The following is a 20,021-nucleotide window of genomic DNA, read 5'->3' as shown; positions in this document are numbered from 1 at the left end:
CCGGTGAGCGGCCGGCCGGACGCGTTCTGCGCCGGCCGTTCCGAACCTGACTCAGCGAGAAGGGCACAATGACGTCTGGTCCCGCCACTGCGCACCCTCGGCCACGACTGGCAGCTCCGACCGGCCCGCAGAATCCGCGGACCCCGCGGGCTGAGGACCTGCCCCAACTGGGGGACGGGAGCCGGGCGTTCCTGGTGCAGGAGGCACTACGCCTCGTCGAAGAGTCCCCTTCCACTCCGGCAGGTGACGCGTCATGACCACTCTGCCCGTGAAGCTTGACGACGTACTCGAGTCCGCGACTGCCTACTGCCTGGCGACCCAGACCGACGCAGGGGCGTGGGAGACCGAACCGGACCCCCGTGTCACGGAGACGGCACTGATGTGGTGCGCCCTCTCGCCGCTGCCCGACGCGCCGAGCCAGGCCGCAGCGGGGCGTGCCCGAAAGTGGCTGATGCGCGCGGCTCCGCAGCGTCACCATCCCGCGGCCGAGGCGTTCGAAGGCGCGCTGCGCTCGCTCGTACTGGACCGGGACGGTGCGATCGACATCCGGTCCTCGGTGTTCGACGACCCCGTCGTGGCCTCCCGTGCCCGGCTCCTGCAGGTCATCGCAACGCACCGGAATCGGGTAGTGCTGGGGGGCAGCACACCGACCACATTGCGTGAAGCGCTGGCGCATGCCTGCGCACAGGCCGAGACCGCCCGGTTCAAACCGTGGACGCGCACCGAGTACCTGTCCGCCCGCGCACTCCTGGAGGCCCACCTCGGCTGTCCCGCCCAGGCCCGGGAGACCACCGAAGCGCTCTGCCGGGACCAGTCACCGGACGGCATGTTCCACGCCAATCCGATCACCACCGCTCTGGCCCTCCTGGCCCTCACCGCCACGATGCCCAGGTCCCGTGCATGGCGGCGGGCCCACCATGGCGTCCTGCGCGCACAGCGACCGGACGGAACGTGGCGGTTCTGTACGAGCGACGTGTGGGACGCCACGCTGACCGTCAGGGCGTTCAAGGGCATTCCACAGTTCGACCGGCAGGGCCTGGCTCCCGCCGTGCGCTTTCTGCGCCGAGTGCAGAACGACGACGGAGGCTGGTCCTTCAGGTCGGGGACGGAGTCCGACAACGACACGACCAGTGCCGCCCTGATCGCGCTCGCCGGCTTGCCCGAGGTGCCCGATGCCGTCACCGGGCGGGCCTTGGCCTACCTTGCGCAACGACGCACACCCGACGGGCTGTGGAGGACCTGGCAGCACCTTCAGGACCCGCCCACCGAGGACGTGGTGGCGCATGCCGTCACCGCGTTGGACCGGTACGACTCCCGCCACTCCGTCGGCGTCGAGGATGCGCGCCGGTGGCTCGTCGGGCGCTGGAAGAGCACCGGGCGGTGGACCGCCAGCTGGTACCGGGGACTTCCGTACTCCGTTCTCGAGGTTTCCTCGGCACTGCACGACCGCGCGATTCTGCGCGAGGTCGGTGAGGACCTGCTCACCGCCCAGAACGATGACGGAGGGTGGCCCGCCGAACCCGGCGGCGACAGCCTCCCCAGCGCCACCGGCCTCGCTCTCGCGGCTCTCGACCGCTGCGGGGTGGAGCATGCTCACGCACGTCGCGGCGGCCTCGGCTATCTGGCCGACAGCCAGTGCGGCGACGGTACATGGCCGGGTATGCCAGAAATGGTCGGCCCCCGACCCCTTTTGACGCACTATCAGACGCAAACCCACGCCTTCGTGGCCATGGGGCTGCGCACCGCCTTTCCGTATGGACCAGGGGGCCGCTGATGTCGGATGTCGTGAGTGGCCGGCCATTCCCGCCCGGGCGGGCACGGGCCGTACCGACCGCCCCGGGGCGCAACCCCCTTGCCGGGCATGCCGGGAGGCTGGGCCGGGATCCGCTCGGGTTCGTGTGCGGTCTGCGGCAGCACGGAAACCTGGTGCGGATCTACGTCGGGCCGAAGCCGGTGTACGTACTCAACAGCGCGGACCTGATCCGGCAGGTGCTGGTCACCGATGCGCGGGCGTTCGACAAGGGGGCCCTCTTCGACGAACTCCGCGGTCACCTGGGCGAAGGGCTTGTGACCTCGTCGGGCGCGTTCCACCACAGGCAGCGCCGCCTGGCCCAACCCGCCTTTCACGCACGGCGGATCGAGCGGTACGCCGAAACCATGACACAGCAGGCAGCGGACCTTGCCGCGTCCTGGCGGCAGGGGCAACAGGTGGACCTGACCGCGGAGATCGACCGGACGGCCCGGGAGATTCTCCTCAGGACGTTGTTCGCGGCGCCCCTCGCGCCGGAGGCGGTGGAGGCGATCGCCGCGTGGATGGCTGTCAAACACCATGCGATGGAGCGAACTCTGTCCCCGGCCGGAGCCTGGAGCGAGTGGCTGTCGGCCCGCTTGCGCCGGCCGACCCGTCCCGTGGGGCGGCCCGGCCGGAAGCACGCACCCGGGCTGCGGGCCTTCCTGACCCACACGATCTCGGAGTACCGGACGCACGGCACGGACCGCGGTGACCTCCTGACGATGCTGCTGGACGCACGGGACGCGCGTACGGGTGAAGGGATGCGTGACGCGGAGGTGTTCGACGAGCTGCTGACACTGTTCACCGCGGGCATCGGCACCGTCAGCGCCGCGCTCGCCTGGACCTTCCACGAGATCGCCGGACACCCGGAAGCCGAGCAGCGGCTTCGGGACGAAACCGACACCGTGCTCGGAGGCCGGCCCGCAGTGGCCGCCGACCTACCGAAACTCCCGTACACGCGCAGGGTTGCGCAGGAGGCGATGCGACTGCACCCGGTCTGGCTGCTGATGCGACGCGCGGTGCGGCCCGTCACCCTCGACGGCGTCGCCCTGCCCGCGGGCACCGAGTTGTTCGTCAGTCCGCACGCGCTCCACCGCGACCCGGCTCTCTTCCCCGACCCGGACCGTTTCGACCCCGACCGCTGGCTGCCGGAGAGGTGCGCGCATCTTCCGCGCGGCGCCTATCTGACCTTCGGGGCCGGGAACCGCATGTGCATCGGAGAGAGCTTCGCCTGGACCGAGATGGCCATCGTCACAGCGACGATCACAGGCCGCTGGCGGCTGCGCCCGGTCCCCGGCGATCAGGTCCGCGCCCAGGTCGGCACGGTCACCCGGCCCGACCGCCTCCGGATGATCCCCGAACTTCCGGCCCCCCTGGGCAGCGCGCCGCGAGGAGGCATCCGTTGATCAAGGTGATGGCGCTGCTGACCAGGCTGCCCACGCTGTCGCTCGCCCAGTTCGACAGCCATTGGCACAAGCCGCACGGTGACCCACTGACGCTCGCGATTCCGACGATCCGCCATGTGGTCCAGAATGTCCGCCTGCTGAAGGCCGAGGACCTCAGCGACGCCGGCTACCACGGCATCCCCGAAGTGTGGTTCGACGACCTCGAAGCGGCTCTGGGCCTCCAGGACGCCCCCGGCTATGCCGAGGCCCAGGCCGACCAGGTTCATTTCATGGACGTGGCGGCGCTGCGCTTCCTGGTGATGCGGGAGGACGCCGTCGACGGGGCGGCCGGACCGGGAGACGGTCGCGGAGTCAAACTCATCCGACTGCTGCGCCGGGCCCGGGGGACGGAGAGGGCCGCCTTCCACGCCGCCTGGAGCGACGACACCGACCGGGCGCGCGGCCGTGCGGTCGGGGCAGTGCGCCATGTCCGGGCCGATTGTCGCCCGACCGGCGACACGGACGGTGAGCTCGTCTTCGACGCGGTGCGTGAACTGTGGTTCGGCGATCTGGACGCGCTGCGGGCGGGGCCGGCCCGGTCACCGCAGGCGTGGCGCGAGCTGCTGGAACCGGACGGTACCGATCCGGCGGCCTCGGTGAACTACGTCGCCGTGGAGCGACGGCTGCGCTGAGACGGCGTCGGCGTCCGACGACCCGGCTGGAGCACTGCGCGGGAGAAGGGGAGGAATCTCAGGTGGACAACGGAACAGAGCAGGTGGAGAACGCAACAGAGAGGGTGGACGCCGTCGTGGTCGGAGCGGGATTCTCCGGCCTGTACATGCTCCACAGCCTGCTGAGGCAGGGCATGTCGGCGCGGCTGTACGAGGCAGCGCCCGACGTCGGCGGGACGTGGTACTGGAACCGGTACCCCGGTGCCAGGTGCGACGTGGAAAGCATCGACTACTCCTACTCGTTCGACGACGCTCTCCAACAGGAGTGGGAGTGGAGCGAGCGGTATCCGGCTCAGCCGGAGATCCTGCGCTATCTGCGGCACGTCGCCGACCGGTTCGGTCTGCGCCGGCACATCGTGCTCGACACCCGGGTGACCTCGGCGCATTTCGATCCGGGCCGCTCGACATGGACCGTACGCAGCGAGGGCGGCTCCACGGTCGTCAGCAGCTTCTGCGTGATGGCGGTCGGCTGTCTCTCCGCGCCCAAGCAGCCCGACCTGACCGGCATCGACGATTTCGCGGGCGACCTCTACCACACCGCCCGCTGGCCGAAGACAGCGGTGGACTTCACCGGGAAGCGGGTCGGCCTGGTCGGAACCGGCTCCAGCGGCGTCCAAGTCGCTCCCGAACTCGCCTGCCAGGCCGCGGAATTGACGGTATTTCAGCGCACGCCCGCTTTCTGTTCCCCCGCGCGCAATCGGCCACTGTCCCCGTCCGCCCTGCGCGCCGCCAAGGCCACCTATCCACAGCGCCGAGAGGCGAACCGCAACTCCCAGGTGGGCGTGGTACGCGACGACAACCCGGCATCCGCCCTCGACGCCTCTCCCCGGGACAGGCTGCGCACCTACGCCGAGCACTGGGAACGCGGTGGGTTCGCGCTGCTCGGGGCGTACGGCGACCTGATGCTCGACCAGCAGGCGAACGACACCGTCGCGGACTTCGTACGCCAGAAGATCCGTGAGGCCGTGGCCGACCCGGACGTGGCGCGGCAGCTGCTGCCCTGGGAGTATCCGCTCGGCGCCAAGCGGATCTGCCTGGAGGACGGCTACTACGACATGTTCAACCGGGACAACGTCACGGTCGTCGACCTGCGGACCACCCCGCTGGAGGCCGTCACAAGGGACGGCGTACGCACGTCGGCGGGGGTACATCCGCTGGACTGCCTGGTCCTGGCCACCGGGTTCGACGCGATGACCGGCGCCCTGGCCGGCATCGACATCCGGGGTCGCGGCGGCCTCGCACTGGCCGAGACATGGCAGCAAGGGCCACGCACCTACCTCGGACTCGCCGCCGCGGGCTTCCCCAACCTCTTCCTGCTCACCGGCCCCGGCAGCCCGTCGGTTCTCACCAACATGGTCACCTCCATCGAACAGCACGTCGAGTGGGTGGCAGCCTGCCTCCACCACCTGCGCAGCCAGGGGTACGCCAACGTGGAGGCGACCGGCGAAGCAGCCGAAGCCTGGACGGACCACGTCGACGAAGTGGCCGCCGCCACCCTCTTCCCCAAGGCCGACTCCTGGTACACCGGTGCCAACGTGGCAGGAAAGACCCGGATGTTCATGCCTTACGCGGGGGGCTTCGCGACGTATCGGCAGAGGTGCGAGGAGGTGGCCGCGCAGGGCTACCAGGGATTCGACTTCCGGCGGACACCGTACGGTGTCGACAGTCCGAGGTGACGACATGGCACTGGACGCGGCCACCACTGAGTTCCTCACCGCGATGGCGGAGCAGGGCGGAAAGCCGCTGCACGAACTCCCCCTGGAACAAGCACGCGAACTCACCGCCGGCCTGAAGGACCTGTTCGGCGAGGGCCCTCGGATGGTCCGCGTCGAAGAGCACACCGTCCCGACGGGTGAGCACCAGACCGTGCCGGTCCGGTTCCTGCTGCCGCGGGAAGATCCCCCTGCGGTCGTCGTCTATTACCACGGCGGCGGTTGGATGCTCGGCAGTATCGACGGATTCGACGCGCTGGCCCGGCGGCTGGCCGAGGGCACCGGCTGCGCCGTGGCGCTGGTGGACTACCGGCTGGCTCCGGAGCACCCGTACCCGGCCGCGGTCGACGATGCCTGGGCCGCCCTGAGCTGGGTGAGCGAGCACCTCGCGGGACTCGCCGGCGGTCAGGTCCCCCTGATCGTCGCGGGTGACAGCGCAGGCGCCACCCTGGCCACGGTGGTCGCCCGCAGGGCGCGGCACAGGGGCGGGCCGCCGCTGTCCCTCCAGATCCTGGTCTACCCGGTAACGCACTACGACCTCGACACCTCGTCCTACACCGACCCGGCCAACCAGCTGCTGGTCACCCGAGACCTCATGGCCAGGTTCTGGGACGCGTACGTCCCCACCCCCGCGGTCCGGCTCGAACCGGAGGCGTCGCCGCTGCGGGCGGACGACCTGACGGGTCTGCCACCCGCCCTCGTGATCACGGCGGAGTACGACGTCCTGCGCGACGAGGGCGAGGCTTACGCCGAAAAGCTGCGCGCGGCAGATGTCCCTGTCCGGCACCGCCGCTTCGAGGGCCAGATGCACGGGTTCTTCACGATGAGCGGGGTCCTGCCGGGCAGCGCGCAGGGCATCGCGCACATCGCGGCGTACCTCGCACACCACCTCAAGGAAGACACCTCTGAACAGGATCTGAACAGGAAAGGGGCACGCGGTGAACGCTGAAGAGGCACGGAGCAGGTTCCGTACCCTGCGAGGGCTTGAGAGCGGGGTCGACCCCGATGAACTCGACGAGGTGTGGGCGTGCTTGCCGACAGGCACCATCGAGGACGTTCTGGGCGAGTGGCAGGGCTCGTCCTTCGAGACCGGACACAGCGCCATCCAACAGCTGGACGAGGTGCGGTGGTTCGGGAAGACGCTGCGGTCACGGCTGGATGTCCAGCCGGCCATCTGCTACGACGACGAGGGAAAGCTCTACTCGAACCTCGCGGCCGGCAACGGTGAGGCGAGCCTGTGGATGATCGAGTTCCGCGACGAGGTCACCGCGACCATGGTCTACGACGGCCTGCCCATCTTCGACCACTTCAAGAAGGTCGACGAGGACACGCTCTTCGGAATCATGAACGGCAAGGAAGCGGCGTTCCACAACGGCCGCCACTACTACTTCATCCTGGACAGGGTGGATTCGTGATCCGGGGCCGAGGGTGAGCACGCACACCGTGACACAGGGGCCGGGTCCGCGGGTCGCGCTGGTCACGGGCGGCGCGTCCGGGATCGGCGCCGCCTGTGCCCAGCGGCTCGCAGACGACGGTTACACGGTTGTCGTCGCCGACATCGACGAGCCCGGGGCGGAGCGGACCGCCCGGTCCGTCATCGCCACGGGTGGTGCGGCGAGGGCCCGGCCGGTGGATGTGTCACAGGCGGGTTCCGTCGCGTCGCTGGCCGACTGGATCGTCGACGCGTACGGAAGCCTGTACGCCGTGGTGAACTGCGCCGGTGTCACCGGGCCGTTGGTGTATCTGGCCGACTACCCTCTCGACGCCTTTGCCTCCGTGATCGGGACGAATCTCTGCGGCGTCTTCCACACCATGCGCCAGTGCATCCCCGTACTGCGTGACAACGGCGGCGGAGTCGTGGTCAACGTCGCCTCGGTGGCGGGGCACACGGCGCAGCGGGCCCACAGCCCCTACGTCGCGGCCAAGCACGCCGTCATCGGATTGACCAAGGCGGCTGCCCGGGAATACGCGCGGGACGGGATCCGGGTGGTATCGGTCTCCCCCGGGCTCATCGACACCCCGATGACGGCGGGCCTGGCGCCGGACGTGCTGGCCGGGGCACTCGACGATGTCCCGGCACGGCGGATGGGACACCCCCGTGAGGTGGCGGCGGCCGTCGCCTTCCTGGTGTCCGACGACGCACGGTACGTCACCGGGAGCGATCACCCCGTGGACGGCGGCTATCTGACGTCGTGATCCGGAGACTGAAGGCGCCGGACGATGTCGCGTAGCCCAACTGTCTGTATCCGCCCGGGCAGTTGGGCCGTCTCTTTCGGGTCCACCCAGTCGTATCCCCGGATGTACCGCGCCTCCACAGGCTCCAGTCCGCTGCGGCTGAGCGGGGGCGGGTGAATCGTCCGGCCGAGATAGGCGGGTTCGACGCCACGGTAGCGTCGGCCGTTCCAGTAGGAGTCACGGGGGACCAGGACGCGGCGGTCGTACACGCTGTCCTGCGCGAGCCCGGTCTCCTCACCCAGTTCACGTCGCGCGGCCTGGAGCGGACTCTCTCCCGGTGCGATGCCGCCTCCCGGCAGCTCCCATGTGTACGTTCCGTCGAAGGGGTCGTACCAGCGCAGGAGCAGGACGCGGTGGGACTCGTCGAGACACACCACGCGGACAGTGGGCCGCGTGCTCATGTCCACGGTGGGCTGGCGGTGCAGAAGCAGGCAGCCGTATGCGACGAGTCCGGCGACGGCGACGAGACGCCCCGGCCACGCGGCCGTTCCCGAGCTGAACGCCGTGCAGAACGCCGTACAGAACACCTGGAGAAGAATCACCGGCCACAGCGTCGCCAGACGTGGCCGTGCCGCTGTCAGTGCGAACGCGAGGGCCATGCCGGCAACGGCCTCTCCTGCGGTCCCGTACACCGCGCCGGAGAGGACGGCGACCACGAGCGTGCTCCGCCAAGGACCGAACCGGCGCAGAACGAAATGGCCGACCCCCTGGTGGACGACGGCCGAGGTGAAACCAAGTCCGCACGCCAGCACCGCGGACGTGGGCGTATGGGCGGGAAGCGTACCGGTGAGGCAGAGACCCGCGGCCGGGAGTACGAGGCACCACCGCCGGTTCGGCCGGCGCCATCGCAGGCCGGTCTCACGCCACCAGCCAAGACGCCGGATGGACCCGAACAGGCCGGCCATGAGGACGAGTTGGCACAGAGCCAGGGCAGCTTCTGCCGAACCCTCCGGGACGTGGCGCGCCGTTGCCGGGCCCGCGGCCAGAGCCACCGCCGCCCCGGCGTAGTACGACAGGGGGTGGCGCTGGACCAGCCTTCGCGTCAGAGTGAGCTCCTCACTCTGGCCATCGGCACGTACCTGCTGCCTCGGGTCGCGGGAGGAGATGGACACGATCGGACTCCTCTGGATACGCGGAGAGCGAACCACTGGCGTGATCGCCGCTACATGGTGAGCACTGGCTTGATCACCACGCCCTTCTCGGCGTCGGCCACTGCCTCGTCCATCGAAGCGAAGGGGTATGTCTCGATCAGGCGGTGGAAGGGGAAGATGCCCTGCTGCCACATCGCGATCAGTCGGGGAATGAAGATCTGCGGCACCCCGGCCCCTTCGACGACTCCCTGAATCCGCCGCCCCCACAGAAGGTGCGACATGTCGATTGCGGCCTCGGTGCCCGGCGGCGCCGCCCCCACCAGGGCACAGGTGCCGCCCGGGGCCAGGACACGTACGGCCTGCCCCAGTACGGACGGCACGCCGGTCGCTTCCACCGAGAAGTCGGCACCTCCTGCGGTGATCTCGGCGATGCGCTCGACGGTATCGGTGCCACCCGCGTCCACGGTGTGATGCGCTCCGAGTTCCTCGGCCAGAGCCAGCCGGCGTGGACGGAGGTCGACCACGACGACACGGGCGCAGCCGACGGCCTTGGCGGACAACAGGGCGCTGAGCCCCACCGCACCCGCGCCGAAGATCACCAGCGAGCTTCCCGCAGGCGGTCGCAGCACGTTCAGAACCGCGCCCGCGCCGGTCTGAACACCGCACCCGAGCGGACCGAGCAGTTCCAGGGGGAGCGAGTCGGGCACGGTGACGACGCTGTCCTGGGTGACGAGTGCGTGCGTGGCGAAGGAGGACTGGCCGAAAAACCTTCCGCCCACGGGTACGTCCAGCACGGACAACGTCGAGGAACCGTCGCAGCGCACTCCTGAGAAGTTCCGGCCGGCGAACTCGACACAGTGGAACGGTGCCCCTTGTCGGCACATGAGGCACCGCCGGCAGGACGAATAACTCAGGACCACGTGATCGCCCGGCGCCACCTCCCTGACCCCGGCCCCGACACGCTCGACGACTCCGGACCCCTCATGTCCGAGCACGACAGGCGGAGCCGGTGAAAACCCCAGGTCGCGCACCATCAGATCGGTGTGGCAGATCCCCGAGGCGACGACGCGGACCAGCACTTCGTCGTCCTGCGGCTCGGCAAGGTCGACGTCGGCGACCTCGAACGGGCCACCGACCTCCTTGAGTACCGCCGCACGGATACGCATCAGATACCCCCGGTCGGCTTGCGAGCGGCGAGACCGGCGCCCGCGGGCTTCCCGGTGACCTGCGTGGCGACCAGGGCACGGGCACGGTCGAGCAGGACGGCGACGTCCGTCGTCGTGTGCAGCACGGCCATCACGGAGCCTCGCTCTCACTGTGCGTCGGGGGATGCTGCCGCACTCGGGCTCTTCGTCCTCACCGAGTGCCGCACGGTTCCATTGGCCCACCGTCATCCGACCCGCGCAACGAGCCGAAGAGGCCAGACAGGTGAACGCGTTGAACACATGTGAGCTTGTGAAATTGGCGTCCGGGCGGCTGAGTTCACTTCCCATGTCGGGACCCGGGAGTGACAGGGCAATCGAAGCTCGACTGCTGCCTTCATGGCCGGTGCAGACCTCGCCGGTCGGCTGTTCCCGAGACCGTCCTTCAGGTCCGTTCCTGGTCAGCTAAATTCTTGGCGTGCGAGGCGGGTCAGGCGGGGGCGGACTCCTCCAGCGCCACCACGACCATCACCGGTAGATCGGCGTCCTGCTGGATCACACCGGCGGTCAGGATCCGGCCGTCCAGGGTCCATTTCTTCACGTTGATGAACTCGTCCTTGTCCGCCGCCGTCTGCTCTGCCTCGACGAGGTGGCCGGCGAGAGGGGATTCCTCGATCTCGGGGAGGAAGCCGGCCAGCGCCTGCTCCCCCTGCTCGTAGACGGCTTCCACGTCGTCGAAGTAGCCCGACTCGTCGACGTCGCGGATCCAGACGGCGAACGAGACGGAGACCGCCCCACCGCCGAACGTCTGGATCCAGCCTCCGACGCCGTCCTTGTCCCACGACGTCTCCACGCCGTCACGGGGCTTGCCCCCGGGCGTCCACTCGTGGGCCGAGAACCGCGCCGCCGCACCCTCGGCGGCCAGCGGGTCGAGGCCCCTGAGCTCTTCCAGCATTGCGATCACCGCAGCCATGAACTCATTCCACTCATGCCGTTGCCGGGCACGTGATACGTGCGCGGCACCCCATTCATTGGACACCATTTGACTTGTACCTCGTGCTGAAGCACGAGGTACAAGTCAATCCCTGCGCTTCCAGCACAACTCTTCCGCACCTACGACCCGGACATATCCACTCCAAGGATCCGCCCCGCTGGAGGAACTTCCGCCAGTTCGAAACCGATCGGGGAGCGCGGGTCATCGTGGAACACACCCACGACCCGGCCGGCCTCCACTCCCACGCGGGCACACCCGAGGGGGCGATGCGAATGGAGTTCGAAATCCCCGTGGAGAAGCTGGACCGATACAACGAACCGACCCAGGGTCGCAGTTGGATATCTATTTACGGAAGACCGAAATGACCTTGCGCAATCATCGAGAACTCGATGTGACCGTGATCGCGGTCTCCGCAGTGGGCGCGAAGGTCGAAGTCGACGGCGAGACCGGATTCATCGACCAGGTGAAGCACCCCTCCTGGTGGGACGAGAACAGCGCTCCGCCCCAGACCGGGGACCGGCTGCAGGTCGTCGTGCTCGACTCGAGCCGGGAGCCGCCCCGGCTCAGCGCGCTGCAACGGGACATCGACATCGCGCGACGTCTGCGGGACGCCGACGCGTGAGAGCACGACAACGGCCTCTACGACTCCCCTTTATGGGTCTTTGACCTCGTTTCGTTGCCCATCCCCAGCCCTGAGGCCAAAGCCGGCGAAAGCCCGGTCCGTCGGAGGGGGATACCCGGAAAGGACGCCCGAACCACGCCCGAGCACGGCCCGCACGGCAGCAGAAGCCGCGCCCACGGCGTGATCAAGTAGCACCTCTCCCGGCTCGCGCGCGGCGCGAACTGCGCCGAAGCTACTGGTCTCTCCATGATTCGCGCCCGACTTAGAGCGATGAACCCAGCAGGGTGACGCGAAGATCACCGACGGCCAGGCGTAGCGCAGGGACGCATTGCACCAACGGGCCCTCGTCGCGTCACGTACCGCAACCAACGTTCCCGAACCCCGCATTGTCGGATAGCCACAAACCCGGAGCTCGGCACCGGTTCCGCCAACAGCTCTGCAGCCCTCATCCGTGCACCACCGCTGCACGGATGGCCACCGCTCGGCCACCGCACGCCTCGCCCATGGCTCACTGAACCCAAAGAGTAAACCTCTGACCTACGCATTCCATGCACAGGTGTCCGGAGCGCTACATACGCACATTCCAAGGTCAATAGAAGAAGGAAACCCCAGGTCACGGCGAGTGAGTCCTGGGGTTCCTCAGAGCCGCCTTCGGGATTCGAACCCGAGACCTACGCACACGGAGGGCGCCTTCGCCGGCGAGGTCGTGCTGCCCGCCGCGATGCTGCGCGCAGTGCCCGCCGGAACCGACCTGCGCGTGGCGGCGCTCGCCGAGCCGGCGCCGCCGAGATCGTGGCGGTCGACCTCCACGAGAAGCCCCTCGGCATCGCGACCGCAGTCGGGGCCACCCGGACCCTCAGAGCCGGGAAGCGCGCGGCCGAGCCCAGGTAGCGGACTCCGGGAGAGAGGTTGGGCCGGTTCCCGGGGAACCGGACGTCGGTGTGCTCGTGCGTGGCCAAGTGGGCCGTGACCCAGGTCTCCGCAGCGGGGCCGGTGCCGTCGACCGCCGCCCGCAGGACGGTTCCGACCACCTCGTGCCCGAGCACCATCGGTGCCCGCAGGACGGACTCCCGACCGCGCCGTGCCGCCAGTAGTGCAGATCGGAGCCGCAGATGCCGCCGTAGGCGACGGCGACGCTTTTTTGAGGATCTCGATCGTCTGCTGCTGTTCACGCACCTCCTTGCGCAGTTGCTCCAGTTCCTCGCGCTCGGCGCTGGTTAGCTCGCCGGACTCGTCCTCGCCCTGGTCCGCCTTTACCCGGCGGTACCAGCCGCGCAGGGACTCGGAGCTGATGCCGAGTTCCCGGGCGACGGCGGTGACCGTCCTGCCCGACGAGTCAACGCGCGCGATCGCATCCCGCTTGAACTCCTCGGTGTACCGCTTCGTGCACTCGCTTCCCACCTGGTGCTACTTCCTCTGAAACCTCAAGATCCCAGTCTCCAGATGTCCACGATCAAGGGGAAGCTTCAGCCAGTCGGTTCACACCGGCGTCCTCGCACCGAAGCGCACGGCCCGGCAATCGAGCCCCGCCCAGGACTCACTCCGATGGGCCGACGCCGCTAGCGCCGCTGCTGGCCACAGACTCGCTCACGACGAGCGCCAGCTTCGCCGCGGTCCGCCGCTCCATCAAGTCGCGGGGGGAAAGGTCGAGCCCGTGACCACGAACCCTGGAAACCACCTTGATCGACATGATGCTCTCTCCTCCGAGGGCGAAAAAGTCGTCGTCGACCCCCACCAACGGTCGATCAAGAACCTCCGCGAACACCGTGCAGAGGATCTGCTCCACGGGAGTACACGGGGCGCGGTAGGCGCTGTCGAGCGATCCGGGGTCGGGGAGGGCCGATCGGTCGAGTTTCCCGTTCGGGGTCATCGGCAATCGATCGAGCTTCACGTATAGCGGCGGCACCATGAATTCCGGCAGGTGCCGGCCCAGGAACTGCCGCAGCTCGCCGCCCCACGCGTCGTGCCGTTCGCCGCCAGTCGCCGTCTCGTCCGCATGCGGCTCGCCCACGGGGTCGGAACCGACCACATATGCGACCAACTGCCTGCTACTCACCGACCCGGCGACATCGCGCACCACGACCACGGCGTGAGCTACCGCGGGATGCCGCATGAGAGCCGATTCGATCTCGCCCAATTCGATCCGATACCCGCGGACCTTCTCCTGCGTGTCCACGCGACCGACGAATTCGAGATCTCCTCCGGCGTTCCAACGGACCAGGTCTCCCGTGCGATACATCCGTTCGCCCGGCGTTCCGAACGGACAGGCGACGAAACGGCTCGCCGTCATGGCGGGACGCCCCAGATAGCCCCGGGCCAGACCTGCTCCCGCCACGTACAACTCGCCGACGACGCCGACGGGAACCGGCTGGATTCGTTCGTCCAGAACGTACACGCGACTGTTCTGAATCGGAAGACCGATGGACGGCGGGCGGCCGTCGGCCAGCTGCGCGCACATGGTCGGCATGACCGTGGTCTCCGTCGGACCGTACGCGTTGGCCATCTGCCGATGCGGAGCCCAAGCGGTGACCAGCTCCGGCGAGATCGGTTCGCCCGCGACGATGAGACAGGAGACGCTCGGCAGCGAGCCGAGCGGCAGCGCCGCGAGCACGGAAGGCGTCAGCAGGACGTGGGTGACCGCAGCCGCATTGATCGTATCGACCAACGGCTGTCCGGGTTCGAGCCGTTCCTGCGTGTCGACGACGAAGGTGGCCCCGGAGAACAGCGCCATACACAGTTCCCATATCGACGAATCGAAACTCGGCGAGTTGAACTGCAGAACTCTGGACTCCGGCGTGACGCTCAGCCGCTTGGTTTGCGCCGCCAGCAGGCTGGCCAGTCCCCGATGAGCGACCGCCACTCCCTTGGGCGTGCCGGTCGATCCCGACGTGTAGATGAGGTAGGCGGTGTGTGCCATCGTCAGTGGCGCCAGCCGATCGGTGTCCGTCACAGCGGTCGTCTCACAGTGCGTGAGTGCGGTGATCAGCGCGGGGTCGTCCAGCCGCAGGACGGGCGTCGACAGACCAGCCCCGTGTGCGGCCGTCGCGGATTCGGCGATGATGACGTGCGCGCCCGAATCCTTCAGCATGAAGTCGATGCGCTCAGCCGGATACGCGGGGTCCACGGGCATGTAGACGCCGCCCGCCTTCGCGACCGCCAGCGCCGCCGTCCAGAGGTCGGGAGAGCGCGGCACCATCACGGCGACGACCACTTCGGTGCGCACACCATGGTCGATCAGGAGACGGGCCAGCCGGTTGGACCGGGCGTCGAGATCGCGATAGCTGATGGTCTCGTCGCGGAACACGATGGCGGGGGCATCCGGACTCGTCATGACACGTCGTCCGAAGAGTTCGGGAATCGTGCCGGGGTTCACCTGCGCATGCGTCTGATTCACCAGATCGAGCACCTGATGCCGCTCGGCCGGGTCGATGACGTCGACGGAGTTCACGGCCACGGTCGGATCGCCGGCCGCGATCGTGGCCGCGCGCACGAGACACCGCACCAGCCGCCGCGCGGTGTCCGCGTCGAACACGTCTGTGGCGTAGACGATATCCACGCGCAGGCTCGCCCCGTCACGGGGCGAGACGACGATCCGCGCGTCGAACGGCGCGGTTCCCGGCCGCTGCGGAGCGGGTCCCGCCGAACGGCCGTCGGCCCCGCCGTGCCAATCGAACCCCACCTGTGTCAGAGGGTGATGGGCCGTCGATGGATCGACGACCAGAACCGAGACCACGTCGTCCAGCGCCATACCTCGGTGCTGTCGGGCCGCTTGAACCCGGTCGTGCACCGCGTGGAGCAACTCCCCGAACGAGATGTCACCGGGCATGTCGGCGCGCAGTATCCAGCGGCCATCGCTCGATCCGCCCTCTATGTCCGAAAACGCCTCGGCGCCGCCCACGTTCCGTGCGCCGATCGTCACCGTCGTCTGCCCGGTGAGGCGCCGAAGCGTCATCACCCATGCGGACAGCAGAACGACTGCCGGGGAGACTCTCTGCGCAGCGGCCAGCGTCTCGACTCGGCCCCGAACGGCGGCGGTGAGTTCCACGCCGACGACCCCGACGTCGAGGCTCCGATGCGGCGGGCGCGGTCGATCCATCGGCAGGGGCAAGGGCTGAGGCACGTCTGCCAACTCCTTTGCCCAGTAGGCGGCGTGCCTGGCGGACCCCTGCTTCGGCGGCACGGGTCCCCGTGCCTCACTGGCGCTCACGACAGAACCCACCCTTCACGCCGCGGCCACTCCTCAGGCGCGGCCGACTGAGAGGCCACCGGTGGTCAGACTTCACGTCGCGGAGGGCGCGTGAAGGACGGCCTCTGGGAAAAGAAGTTCAGCCGCTCCTGAACATCACGGAAGTTCGCTTGCGTCACTTCGCCGGTGATGGAGAGGAGTAGCTGGTCCGAGGACTTCGGGCCGTCCAGATAGCCGTCGAGAGGTCCTGCGACCGCCGCGGGACGATCGGGTGTCTTCGGGCACGTCGGGTCCGCGGACGCCGCAGTGTCCCGCATCTTCTGCACGGTCCTGACCGCGTCGGGCGCTCCCGTCAGGGACTTCGTCTGCGTCCCGCCGAGATTGTTCCGCGGAAGGTGGAGGTGCATGTCTCGCCACGAGAAGATGAAGACGCGGAGATCGGCGACATGACGCCTCAGCCGGGCAAAGCCGCTCCCGTCGGGGGCGGCGTCCTCCAGGGCCATGACCTGCTGCGCGAACTGTTCATACAGATCTGTGAACAGGTGGAATCGCATGGCGACGGAATGGCTGCCACTCGTCATTCCCAGATTCTCGCGGATCTGGTGGTAATCGAATGTGCTCAGATTGTCCACAATCGGCGGCAACGACGCCTCGATCGCGGGATACAACGACGCGGCGCCGTCAAGCAGTTCGAGAGCCCGCGCGTCATCGCCGTCGCGCAGCGCTTTGGTTGCCAACTCGAGCCGATCGTTGATCTCCCTGACCAAGAGCTCGGGAATCTGATGCAATGCGCGGAACTGCGTGAAGTAGGTGTCGCCGACCAGATGATGTTCATGGACGGCATGACGCAGATGGGAGGAGGCGAGCGCTGTCTCCAGCGCCTCTGCGGGCTGAGGGTGAACCGCGCGAGCCAGATTCGTAGCCCACACACGCGCGTCGTGATTCACGACGCGCACGCAGTGCAGAATCGTGTACGCGCTGTCGGTCAACGATGCCTCGGAGATGATGGTCCTGACGTCCAGCTCCCCCCGGTCGACGACCTCGGCCAAGGAGCCGTCGAATGACTCCAGCGCTATCGTGAACTCAACGAACGCAGGCGTGTCCTGGAGTGGCCATCGCGGCGCGGTCGCCGACCAGTCGCTGCTGATGCGCAAGGCGTCACCGCTCAACCGCACCAGCAGCCGATGGAAGCTCCGGGTCCACAGCAGCTTGATCGCACACGCATCGACATCACCCGATGCCAGATCTGCGGCGGCGCGCGTGAGGAGATCGGCCACGTTGTACATGGCGATCTCCGATGACTGATAAAGCCCGATGAGCAACGCCCCGGGTGTGGCGCCCGGAACCGTCATGCTCGCACGAGCCGCCTCGATGGCGCCGATGCTCTGCAACTCGTGATAGTTCTCCGCTATGACGCCGCGGTCGTTCTTGATCTTGTCCGACTCCATCAGATCATCTGTCATCTGAAATCCTCCTCATAGACGACGGACTGCAACGCACGAGAAGACCGCGCTTCGCAGGGTTGAGCACTGTCTGACGGCACGTCACGCCCGGCGCGCCGGTGTCTCGTCCATGACATCGCGAAGCGACGGCGGCCTCATATCCGTCCACTCACGTTCGATGAAAGCGAGGCACGGTTCCCTCCCGTCCGACCCGAAGACGCGCTTCCATCCCGCTGGCCTGTCGGCGAAGGCCGGCCATAGTGAGTACTGCCCCTCGTTGTCGGCTAGGACAAGGAATTGCGCCTCGTCGTCTTCGAACGGATTGCTGCTCATTGTCTACCCCCTGCCATTGCTGATCCTCTCGGCCAAGAACGACAGAACGGCCGCTTTCGCACCTGGATCGAGCACCAAGCCGTCTCGGTCCGTCGAGATCTCGACGACTTCCTCCGAGCGGGTTCCCACCCAATCCACCACCGGATGCGACTTCGAAATCAATTGGAGTACATCCCCACCCCAATGCGGCCACTGAGCATTATGAGCGGCAATCAGATAGACCAGCCAGTCGGAGAACCATTCAGCGAACATCCCGACATCCTTGGCGATGTCGGGGCCCTCTCCGTCGGGGCACTGTTGCGCACCGATCGACGTCATCGAGTCGTGGATCTCCCGGGCGATCTCGCGGGGCTGAGCGAGCAGTTCGTCATCGGAGAGTGCGCGTGTCACACCGTCGGCGACGTCGGCGCCCACCATCTGGGCGATACGTAGCAGGGCTGTCCCCCATTGCTCTCGGATCGCCTCGCCCGTCGACGGCTCGCCGTCCAGGACCACGAGGGGCACGTCGTAGTGAGGTGACGAGAGTTTCGCCGCCACCTCCTGGGCGATCGACCCGGCCATGCAGTAGGTCACGACCGCCGCCACCTCGGAACCCGCGTAGGTGCGCGGTTCGATGAGCGCGGACGCGTAGCCTGCGGCGTCGAAGGCGCGGACATAGGGCGGTCGCAGGATCTCGACCACCCGGAACCCGTGGTCCTCCAAGCGAAGCGCGGTCAACGGCGGCTCGGACCTCAAGCCCACGAAGTCGACGACGAGGATGGTCCGTCGACCGGTGAGCGTGCGTTCCTGATCTTCGTGCATCGACGTCATCGAGGGCCCTTCGCGTCCTTGACGAGCCGGGTCAACGCCGTGATGTAGGCACTCGTCATTGCCTTGAGGTCCTCGTTCGTCCACCAGTGAGCGCTGGCCGAGCCTTCCACCCGCATCGCACCGCGGCTCGCCTCGTGAACGACTTCGATCAGGAGGGGCAGACTCGTCGCGTCTACAATGCGTGATTCATCGATCCAGGCCTCCGGGCGCTTCTCGAACTCGACGTAATTGAAGGCGCCGTCGAAAAGCGCATGCCCGGCCATTTCCCTGATCTTCAGGTACGGGAAGTTCCCAAAGGTGGTGATCTGGCGTTCGGCCTCGAAGACCCGCCGCACCAGTTCCGCACCCGTGGCGTCTACCCGGCAGTGCAGCGGGAGCAGGTTCAGGAAGAGTCCCACCATCCGCTCTGCCCCGGGCACGGGTGGGCGCCCGTTGACGACCACCCCCGTCGACGGGGCGTCCACGGCGTGGACCTCACCCCACGCCACGAGGTGGGCAGCCAGTGTGAAGCTCTTGACGGGAAGTCCCGTGTGCGCCGCGGCGCGCCCGAGGTCGGTCACGAGCCCGGGGTCGATGTCCACGCGCGTACGCACCGTGTCGCCGTCGACAGGCCGCGGGCGTGCCCGGGGCAGGGACCGGATATAGGCCGACCAGAACTCCTGGGCATCGGGCGAGGCCACGGCCTCCCGCTCGCGTCGGACCAGCTCGTCCATGCCGGCCACGGCGGGCGGCAGAGCTGGGACCGCTCCCCGCAGCGTCGACGCATAGGCGGACATGAGCTCGGAGGCGAACACCGTCTCGCTCCAGCCGTCCATGATGGCGTGGTGGAATCCGTAGGTGAGCCAGAACGAGCTGTCGTCCGGCACCGAGACACAGACGCGCAGAAGCGGCGCCGCGGTCAACGCGAATTCCCGGCCGGCGCACGCGACGTCGTCGGTGAGATCGATGTCGTGCCGGCCGGTCCGTACGTCGAGCACGCGGACGGGGATCGTGGTCGACGCCTCCGTGACGCGCACCACCTCGTCGTATTCGGTCAGGTCGAATCCGGTCCGCAAGGCTTCGTGGCGGGCCGTGAGGACGTCGAGCGCGGAGCGCAGAGCGGTCTCATCGAACGGGAGCCGGACGCGGTGGGACACCACGTCCAGGTACACCGCTCCCGGTCGCAGTTCGGACTCGAAGAGGAGGCCCTGCTGCAGGAGGCTGGCCGGACCGATCCGCGGTCCCTCCGCCACCGGCGCGGCCGCAACGGCCGGTGCCGAGGAGGCCTCGTCCACGTCGGGCGCAGCCTCGACTGCCGACGCCACCTGGCTGAGCTCCCTGATGGTCGGGCTTCCGAGTATGTCGACGAGGGTGGTCACGATCCCGCGCGACTCGGCGTCGACGATGGCTCGAACCGCAAGCATGGAGTTGCCGCCCAGAGCGAAGAAGTTGTCGTCGAGCCCGATCGACTCCGTGTCGAGGACGTCGACCCATACCTGCGACAAGACACGCTGAACGTCCGTCAGGCTGCGGCCGAGGGCGCCATGGGATTCAGGGTTCATTTCCA

The 20,021-nt window shown here is 68.1% G+C and carries 17 protein-coding genes and 2 pseudogenes; 8 read left to right on the top strand and 11 right to left on the bottom strand.

Annotated features, from left to right (window positions below; genetic code table 11):
• Positions 1 to 253: 253 nt before the first annotated feature.
• From AB0D14_RS26345 to AB0D14_RS26315, 7 genes are all read left to right on the top strand, one after another.
• Entirely contained in the window at positions 254 to 1,774 is a 1,521-nt protein-coding gene (locus AB0D14_RS26345; RefSeq protein ID WP_362783493.1) for a prenyltransferase/squalene oxidase repeat-containing protein, read from the top strand.
• Positions 1,774 to 3,198, top strand: a complete 1,425-nt coding sequence (locus tag AB0D14_RS26340; RefSeq protein ID WP_362783490.1) for a cytochrome P450 — start codon at positions 1,774 to 1,776, stop codon at positions 3,196 to 3,198. The genes AB0D14_RS26345 and AB0D14_RS26340 overlap by 1 nt, the downstream gene beginning before the upstream one ends.
• 5 nt (positions 3,199 to 3,203) lie before the next feature.
• A complete protein-coding gene (locus AB0D14_RS26335; protein WP_362783675.1) occupies positions 3,204 to 3,869 on the top strand; it encodes an EthD domain-containing protein in 666 nt (221 codons plus the stop codon).
• Positions 3,870 to 3,931: 62 nt separating this feature from the next.
• Positions 3,932 to 5,584 carry an NAD(P)/FAD-dependent oxidoreductase gene (locus tag AB0D14_RS26330; RefSeq protein ID WP_362783488.1) on the top strand — a complete coding sequence of 551 codons (1,653 nt, stop codon included), beginning with the start codon at positions 3,932 to 3,934 and terminating at the stop codon, positions 5,582 to 5,584.
• 4 nt (positions 5,585 to 5,588) lie between these two features.
• Positions 5,589 to 6,569: an alpha/beta hydrolase gene (locus AB0D14_RS26325; protein ID WP_362783485.1), complete on the top strand. Its 981-nt coding sequence runs from the start codon at positions 5,589 to 5,591 to the stop codon at positions 6,567 to 6,569.
• Positions 6,559 to 7,035 (top strand): DUF4334 domain-containing protein, encoded by a 477-nt coding sequence (locus AB0D14_RS26320; RefSeq protein ID WP_362783483.1) that lies wholly within the window; start codon positions 6,559 to 6,561, stop codon positions 7,033 to 7,035. The genes AB0D14_RS26325 and AB0D14_RS26320 overlap by 11 nt, the downstream gene beginning before the upstream one ends.
• 13 nt (positions 7,036 to 7,048) lie before the next feature.
• Positions 7,049 to 7,816: an SDR family NAD(P)-dependent oxidoreductase gene (locus tag AB0D14_RS26315; protein WP_362783480.1), complete on the top strand. Its 768-nt coding sequence runs from the start codon at positions 7,049 to 7,051 to the stop codon at positions 7,814 to 7,816.
• On the opposite strand, the gene AB0D14_RS26310 is transcribed toward AB0D14_RS26315, so the two are convergent.
• The 4 genes from AB0D14_RS26310 to AB0D14_RS26295 all read right to left on the bottom strand — a co-directional run bounded on the left by AB0D14_RS26310 (position 7,801) and on the right by AB0D14_RS26295 (position 11,061).
• Positions 7,801 to 8,967, bottom strand: coding sequence for an NUDIX domain-containing protein (locus tag AB0D14_RS26310; protein ID WP_362783477.1), 1,167 nt, complete (start codon positions 8,965 to 8,967; stop codon positions 7,801 to 7,803). The two genes, AB0D14_RS26315 and AB0D14_RS26310, sit on opposite strands and share 16 nt — an antisense overlap.
• 50 nt (positions 8,968 to 9,017) lie before the next feature.
• Positions 9,018 to 10,112, bottom strand: a complete 1,095-nt coding sequence (locus AB0D14_RS26305; protein WP_362783474.1) for an NAD(P)-dependent alcohol dehydrogenase — start codon at positions 10,110 to 10,112, stop codon at positions 9,018 to 9,020.
• Entirely contained in the window at positions 10,112 to 10,243 is a 132-nt protein-coding gene (locus tag AB0D14_RS26300; protein ID WP_362783472.1) for a hypothetical protein, read from the bottom strand. Before AB0D14_RS26300 ends, AB0D14_RS26305 begins: the two co-directional genes overlap by 1 nt.
• 335 nt (positions 10,244 to 10,578) lie before the next feature.
• Positions 10,579 to 11,061 (bottom strand): hypothetical protein, encoded by a 483-nt coding sequence (locus AB0D14_RS26295; RefSeq protein WP_362783469.1) that lies wholly within the window; start codon positions 11,059 to 11,061, stop codon positions 10,579 to 10,581.
• A gap of 382 nt (positions 11,062 to 11,443) precedes the next feature.
• Here AB0D14_RS26295 and AB0D14_RS26290 point away from each other — a divergent pair, with 382 nt between their 5' ends.
• Positions 11,444 to 11,704, top strand: coding sequence for a hypothetical protein (locus tag AB0D14_RS26290; RefSeq protein WP_362783466.1), 261 nt, complete (start codon positions 11,444 to 11,446; stop codon positions 11,702 to 11,704).
• A gap of 1,013 nt (positions 11,705 to 12,717) precedes the next feature.
• Here the strand turns inward: AB0D14_RS26290 and AB0D14_RS26285 are convergent.
• The 7 genes and pseudogenes from AB0D14_RS26285 to AB0D14_RS26255 all read right to left on the bottom strand — a co-directional run.
• A pseudogene (locus tag AB0D14_RS26285) lies at positions 12,718 to 12,839 on the bottom strand (alcohol dehydrogenase catalytic domain-containing protein); the annotation flags it as partial.
• Positions 12,840 to 12,889: 50 nt separating this feature from the next.
• Positions 12,890 to 13,105: pseudogene (locus tag AB0D14_RS26280) on the bottom strand (transposase); the annotation flags it as partial.
• A 136-nt stretch (positions 13,106 to 13,241) separates the two neighbouring features.
• Positions 13,242 to 15,884 (bottom strand): amino acid adenylation domain-containing protein, encoded by a 2,643-nt coding sequence (locus AB0D14_RS26275; protein WP_362783673.1) that lies wholly within the window; start codon positions 15,882 to 15,884, stop codon positions 13,242 to 13,244.
• 92 nt (positions 15,885 to 15,976) lie between these two features.
• Positions 15,977 to 17,353, bottom strand: coding sequence for a hypothetical protein (locus AB0D14_RS26270; RefSeq protein WP_362783464.1), 1,377 nt, complete (start codon positions 17,351 to 17,353; stop codon positions 15,977 to 15,979).
• 81 nt (positions 17,354 to 17,434) lie between these two features.
• A complete protein-coding gene (locus tag AB0D14_RS26265; RefSeq protein ID WP_362783461.1) occupies positions 17,435 to 17,665 on the bottom strand; it encodes an MbtH family protein in 231 nt (76 codons plus the stop codon).
• 3 nt (positions 17,666 to 17,668) lie between these two features.
• The gene (locus tag AB0D14_RS26260) at positions 17,669 to 18,475 is read right to left on the bottom strand and encodes a hypothetical protein (protein WP_362783458.1); all 807 of its coding nucleotides are present in this window, start codon (positions 18,473 to 18,475) and stop codon (positions 17,669 to 17,671) included.
• A complete protein-coding gene (locus AB0D14_RS26255; protein ID WP_362783455.1) occupies positions 18,472 to 20,016 on the bottom strand; it encodes a condensation domain-containing protein in 1,545 nt (514 codons plus the stop codon). Before AB0D14_RS26255 ends, AB0D14_RS26260 begins: the two co-directional genes overlap by 4 nt.
• Positions 20,017 to 20,021 lie beyond the last annotated feature (5 nt).

It is taken from the genome of Streptomyces sp. NPDC048484, from assembly GCF_040651415.1.
Classification (GTDB): Bacteria; Actinomycetota; Actinomycetes; order Streptomycetales; family Streptomycetaceae; genus Streptomyces.
Note: the sequence above shows the minus strand (reverse complement) of the source record. Positions and strands in the feature narration are given on the sequence as shown.

Bases quoted from the DNA above. Each gene is read 5' to 3' on its own strand.
- AB0D14_RS26345 (WP_362783493.1), top strand. From the start codon at position 254: ATGACCACTCTGCCCGTGAAGCTTGACGACGTACTCGAGTCCGCGACT.
- AB0D14_RS26340 (WP_362783490.1), top strand. From the start codon at position 1,774: ATGTCGGATGTCGTGAGTGGCCGGCCATTCCCGCCCGGGCGGGCACGG.
- AB0D14_RS26325 (WP_362783485.1), top strand. From the start codon at position 5,589: ATGGCACTGGACGCGGCCACCACTGAGTTCCTCACCGCGATGGCGGAG.
- AB0D14_RS26305 (WP_362783474.1), bottom strand. From the start codon at position 10,112: ATGCGTATCCGTGCGGCGGTACTCAAGGAGGTCGGTGGCCCGTTCGAG.
- AB0D14_RS26300 (WP_362783472.1), bottom strand. From the start codon at position 10,243: ATGGCCGTGCTGCACACGACGACGGACGTCGCCGTCCTGCTCGACCGT.
- AB0D14_RS26295 (WP_362783469.1), bottom strand. From the start codon at position 11,061: ATGGCTGCGGTGATCGCAATGCTGGAAGAGCTCAGGGGCCTCGACCCG.
- AB0D14_RS26290 (WP_362783466.1), top strand. From the start codon at position 11,444: ATGACCTTGCGCAATCATCGAGAACTCGATGTGACCGTGATCGCGGTC.
- AB0D14_RS26270 (WP_362783464.1), bottom strand. From the start codon at position 17,353: ATGACAGATGATCTGATGGAGTCGGACAAGATCAAGAACGACCGCGGC.
- AB0D14_RS26265 (WP_362783461.1), bottom strand. From the start codon at position 17,665: ATGAGCAGCAATCCGTTCGAAGACGACGAGGCGCAATTCCTTGTCCTA.
- AB0D14_RS26260 (WP_362783458.1), bottom strand. From the start codon at position 18,475: ATGACGTCGATGCACGAAGATCAGGAACGCACGCTCACCGGTCGACGG.
- AB0D14_RS26255 (WP_362783455.1), bottom strand. From the start codon at position 20,016: ATGAACCCTGAATCCCATGGCGCCCTCGGCCGCAGCCTGACGGACGTT.